The 3,923-nt window shown below is 45.3% G+C and carries 2 protein-coding genes and 2 pseudogenes; all 4 read right to left on the bottom strand.

Going from position 1 to position 3,923, the window contains the following annotated elements:
* Positions 1-179, bottom strand: a pseudogene (locus tag DXA54_RS28610) (mobilization protein); the annotation flags it as partial.
* A 282-nt stretch (positions 180-461) separates the two neighbouring features.
* The gene (locus DXA54_RS21725; RefSeq protein ID WP_117912821.1) at positions 462-1,373 is read right to left on the bottom strand and encodes a toprim domain-containing protein; all 912 of its coding nucleotides are present in this window, start codon (positions 1,371-1,373) and stop codon (positions 462-464) included.
* Entirely contained in the window at positions 1,363-3,171 is a 1,809-nt protein-coding gene (locus DXA54_RS21720) for a reverse transcriptase/maturase family protein (RefSeq protein WP_120080644.1), read from the bottom strand. Before DXA54_RS21720 ends, DXA54_RS21725 begins: the two co-directional genes overlap by 11 nt.
* 562 nt (positions 3,172-3,733) lie before the next feature.
* Positions 3,734-3,901: pseudogene (locus DXA54_RS21710) on the bottom strand (DNA primase); the annotation flags it as partial.
* Positions 3,902-3,923 lie beyond the last annotated feature (22 nt).

The raw sequence follows: 3,923 nt of genomic DNA, 5'->3' as shown, positions 1-3,923 counted from the left end.
CGCAGTTCGGGAGTGCCGAAGTCGGGATTTATCCACTGTTCGTTATCGGTGGAAAGTTCGGGAACGACATAGATTCTGGACTCCCCGATATTACGCATATACTCGGCAGTCCTTCGGTTGTGTGCCTCGCTCGATGCGATGTTGCAAGGCTTGATGTGTATGCTTGATTTTGTTGCCATAGCTTCTTTTCTTTGTTTACAATTAATTTACTTTGCTCGCTTTCGCAGAGGGGTTATTTTATGAATCTCGGCTGCATTCGGCATAGGTCAAGCAAGTTTGCCTCTGCTCTCATTTGCACGAGATTTCTTAGGGGTAACCCATAAGCGGAGATTGCAAAGAGAGGGTCACTCTTTGCTCGGGGTTCTCAGGGGTGAAACGCCCTGAGTGGGTCATTAGGGCAAAGCCCTAATCCCCTCGGGAGAGCCCACAACTACGAAAGCGGAGCGTGTAGTTATAGTGGGCTATAACCGGAAGCCGTTCTTCTTCTCCGGTGATTGGCTGCGCACCCCTTTGGCGGACTGGAGCTGCCTTTTTCTTTCAATCTGTTTCTGTAAGTATTCGTTCAAGTCCTTGCATCCGCTGTAAATCTGCGAAGCGTCCCGGATGTACCGGTCTCTGCCGTATTCCATGCGGATTTGCCGGAGTGCTTCCATTCCTGCATGGTCGTTGTCGAAAAAGCAGTGGATGCGTTCGTAATTGCCCAACGGATAGAGAGCCTTGTTCACATTCGATACGGAGTTCAATACAATATAGTCCTGCCCGTCCAATTCCGGATAATTTGGGCAGCTCTCTTGTCTCAATGTCAGAAAGGAAAGGTAGTCCATGAAACCCTCGAACACATAGCAGGCAGTCCTTGCTTTTCCCGACTGTCTGATGTGGGAGATTTCCTTGGGGGCGATGCAGCCCTTGAAATAGGGGTTACGAACCTCAAACCCACCCGAACCGTTAGGGAATGCGATGGCAAAGTAACGCTTGCCGTTGTGGGTGTAACGGGCTTCACTACATTCTCTTTTTGCCAGTTCCAGATTTATTCCTCTACCTTGTAAATAGGAAAGCAGGGCAGGAGACGATAGCGGTACTATCTCCAGCTGTTGGAAGCTCGGACCGAAAGAGTCCTGCTTGCCAAAAGAGAAAGATACCGGGTGTACATGCGGTGTCTGTTCCGCAATCCGCTCCAGCAGGTAAGGTACATGGTCGGTAGCATACAGGTGTGCAGCCAGTTCAATGATACCGCCCCCTTTCCCTAAACGTAGGCTCGGTACAGAACGCCTTACTGCCTTTCGGCAGTAGGTTTTCCCGTACCTGCCCCCAAACCGTACTTGCATGTCTCCACGCATACGGCTCTCCGTTGATAACATGACTTTATTTAGCATGGCTGTGTATTTTGGCATAACACTTTTCACAGACAACCAATGTCTTCCTATGCTTTTCAAGCATCAGCCTGTCGCATTCAGTTTTTCCTTTAAGCTGATTTAGCTTTCTGACATGACGCATGACTACAGGTCCGACTTTTCCACATAATTCACATGTTCTCGCATCCAATCGCTCAGTAAGTGTCGGCTGTGGAATTGCGATTGTGTAGGATAAGTCGTTTACCTCCGTATAGTACATTGGTGGTTTACGTTTGGATCCCTCATTATAGAATTTCCTGTACCGTAATTTACCTTTTGCATCCTGATATGGCACTATAATGTCATTCCCAACCTTATATTTGTCAATGACTTTGCTTACAGTGCTATTGGTTTTTCCTGCAATGGTATGGTACATACTGTACTCCATGATGTATCCAAACTTTGAGAGCGCGTATGCCACGTTGTTGGCAATGCAGTAGTAGTTGTAGAACCCTCTGATTTCAGAGTTATATGCCGCCACTATGTCCTCGATTTTCTTCTTCATAAGATTGCCTCTGAACTTTGCAAACCAAACTTGTCGGCCATTTTCTACCTTGTATCTGATGGCGCTGTATTCTTCCAGTTTGTTCCGCACCGTTTCTATGGCGACCTTTAGGACTATCTTACCGTTGTAATAACGGGCTGGCACATTGTTCTTGTCCCGCTTGATAGCATCAGACTTACGGACTGAAACATCGAAGCCAAGAAATTTCGCGGGCTTTTGTGCGTTTGTTATCAATGTCTTTTCCTGTGACAGTTCCAGCTTGAGGTTTTCTTCCATATACTTGGTAATGTCCGACTTGATTTTAACGCACTCTGCCTTGCTTCCGATAACACCAATGAGGAAATCATCTGCGTATCTTACGTATCGAAGCCTTCTGTATGTTTCATCCATACTGTCTCTGCTCTCAATCTTTTGCCTTTCACGTCTCAGTTTCTCATACTCATCCCTAAGCTGTAATCTGACATCTGCATCCTGTATGTTCTTGATGCTTTTAAGGATGCGTTGCATCTTATCGCTAAGTTGCTTGTATTCTTTGGTGATGTGTCTTTCTTTTCCCTTATTGAAGCGTAGGGCGTATTCTTCCATATACTTGTCAAAATTATCAAGATAAATGTTTGCCAGTATAGGACTGATATTACCGCCTTGTGGAGTTCCCTTGTTTGTATTATGAAACTTCCAGTCTTCAATATATCCCGCATTCAACAACTTGCGGATAAGCCTTAGAAATCTATCATCGGCAATCCGTTTCCGCAAAGTTGCAATCAATACATTGTGGTCTATGTTGTCGAAGAATCCTTTAATGTCTCCTTCCACAAACCATTTTGTACCTGTAAATGTCTTTTGGATATGGGTCAATGCGGTATGGCAGCTTCTGTTTGGTCTGAATCCATGTGAGGTGTTTGCAAACACCTCTTCATAGACGGCTTCAAGAATCATGCGCACCACCTCCTGTACAAGTTTGTCCTCAAAGGAAGGAATTCCAAGCGGTCTTTTCTTACCGTTTTTCTTGGGTATGTATATCCTTTTTGCCGGATTAGGCTTGTAAGACTCATCTCTCAAAGATGCAATGACTTTGTTTATTCTTTGAAGACTCATCCGATTGATGGTTTTCCCATCCGTACCGGGTGTCATATTGCCTGGTTTGGCGTAAATACGCTGGTAAGCAACATGAAACATCTCCTCATTGAATAAGATACGGTACAGCCTTTCGAACTTGTAATCCGAAACTTTACCATGCTTGTTTAAAGCTTTTAATACTTGCTCAGGACTTCTCATAATGTCTCACACATTTTCCATTATTTGTATTAAGTTATCTAACTGCTTCCCTTCGCCATGTACAAGGCTTTCCCTTGCTCGGACTACTACGGAAGCTCCGTTCCCATGTCAGATATTCAGGGTCCTATGCCCATAGCCTTACGGCATTCTGATTTAGGGAATCCCCATTTGCTTTCACAATAACTGTTTGGCTCGGCAGACTGTCGGATGCGACTTACGTTCCTATTCCACTTATTGTGGTTGCTCTGAAGCCAGCTCCTGCTCCATTGTAATTTCGGTTTACATGGGGTGCTTCAGCCCGACGTGAATCAAATACCTTTCGTCGGGGCTGGTACGTGTGCAGCAGAACTATCGTTCAACCAATCAGGCTTCATCCTTGTGTCTGTCTTTTCCTCTCGCCATGCAGTCGCAGCTTGGTATTTAGCTGACTAATGACTTTACCGACATGCTTTTGTCACCTTTGGATTTCTCCTCCAGCTAAGTCGTTGAGGATAGGTCTGTTGAACTCTAACCTAATCTCTTGCCATAGAGATATTTATTGTGTAGCCTATATGGGCGCATCGAAGTCGTACCACTGGTTGCGTTCGGTGTTCACTTTGAAGGAAGCCTCTGTTTCTTCCCTCAAGGGAGATTTGTACCAAAGGTTGATACCCTGCTGTTTGACGGGTGAATACCCCAGGCTGTGCAGGTAGTCAGCCAGATTGATTTGTTTTGCAGTCTCGATGTTCATAAGGAAATCGTTTTTAGTGAGT

The organism is Bacteroides sp. OF03-11BH (assembly GCF_003604005.1).
Classification (GTDB): Bacteria; Bacteroidota; Bacteroidia; order Bacteroidales; family Bacteroidaceae; genus Bacteroides; species Bacteroides ovatus.
The sequence above is the reverse complement of the archived record's forward strand: the minus strand, read 5'-3'. Positions and strand labels throughout refer to the sequence as shown.

Coding starts and splice junctions, on each gene's coding strand:
- DXA54_RS21725 (WP_117912821.1), bottom strand. CDS start 1,373: ATGCTAAATAAAGTCATGTTATCAACGGAGAGCCGTATGCGTGGAGAC.
- DXA54_RS21720 (WP_120080644.1), bottom strand. CDS start 3,171: ATGAGAAGTCCTGAGCAAGTATTAAAAGCTTTAAACAAGCATGGTAAA.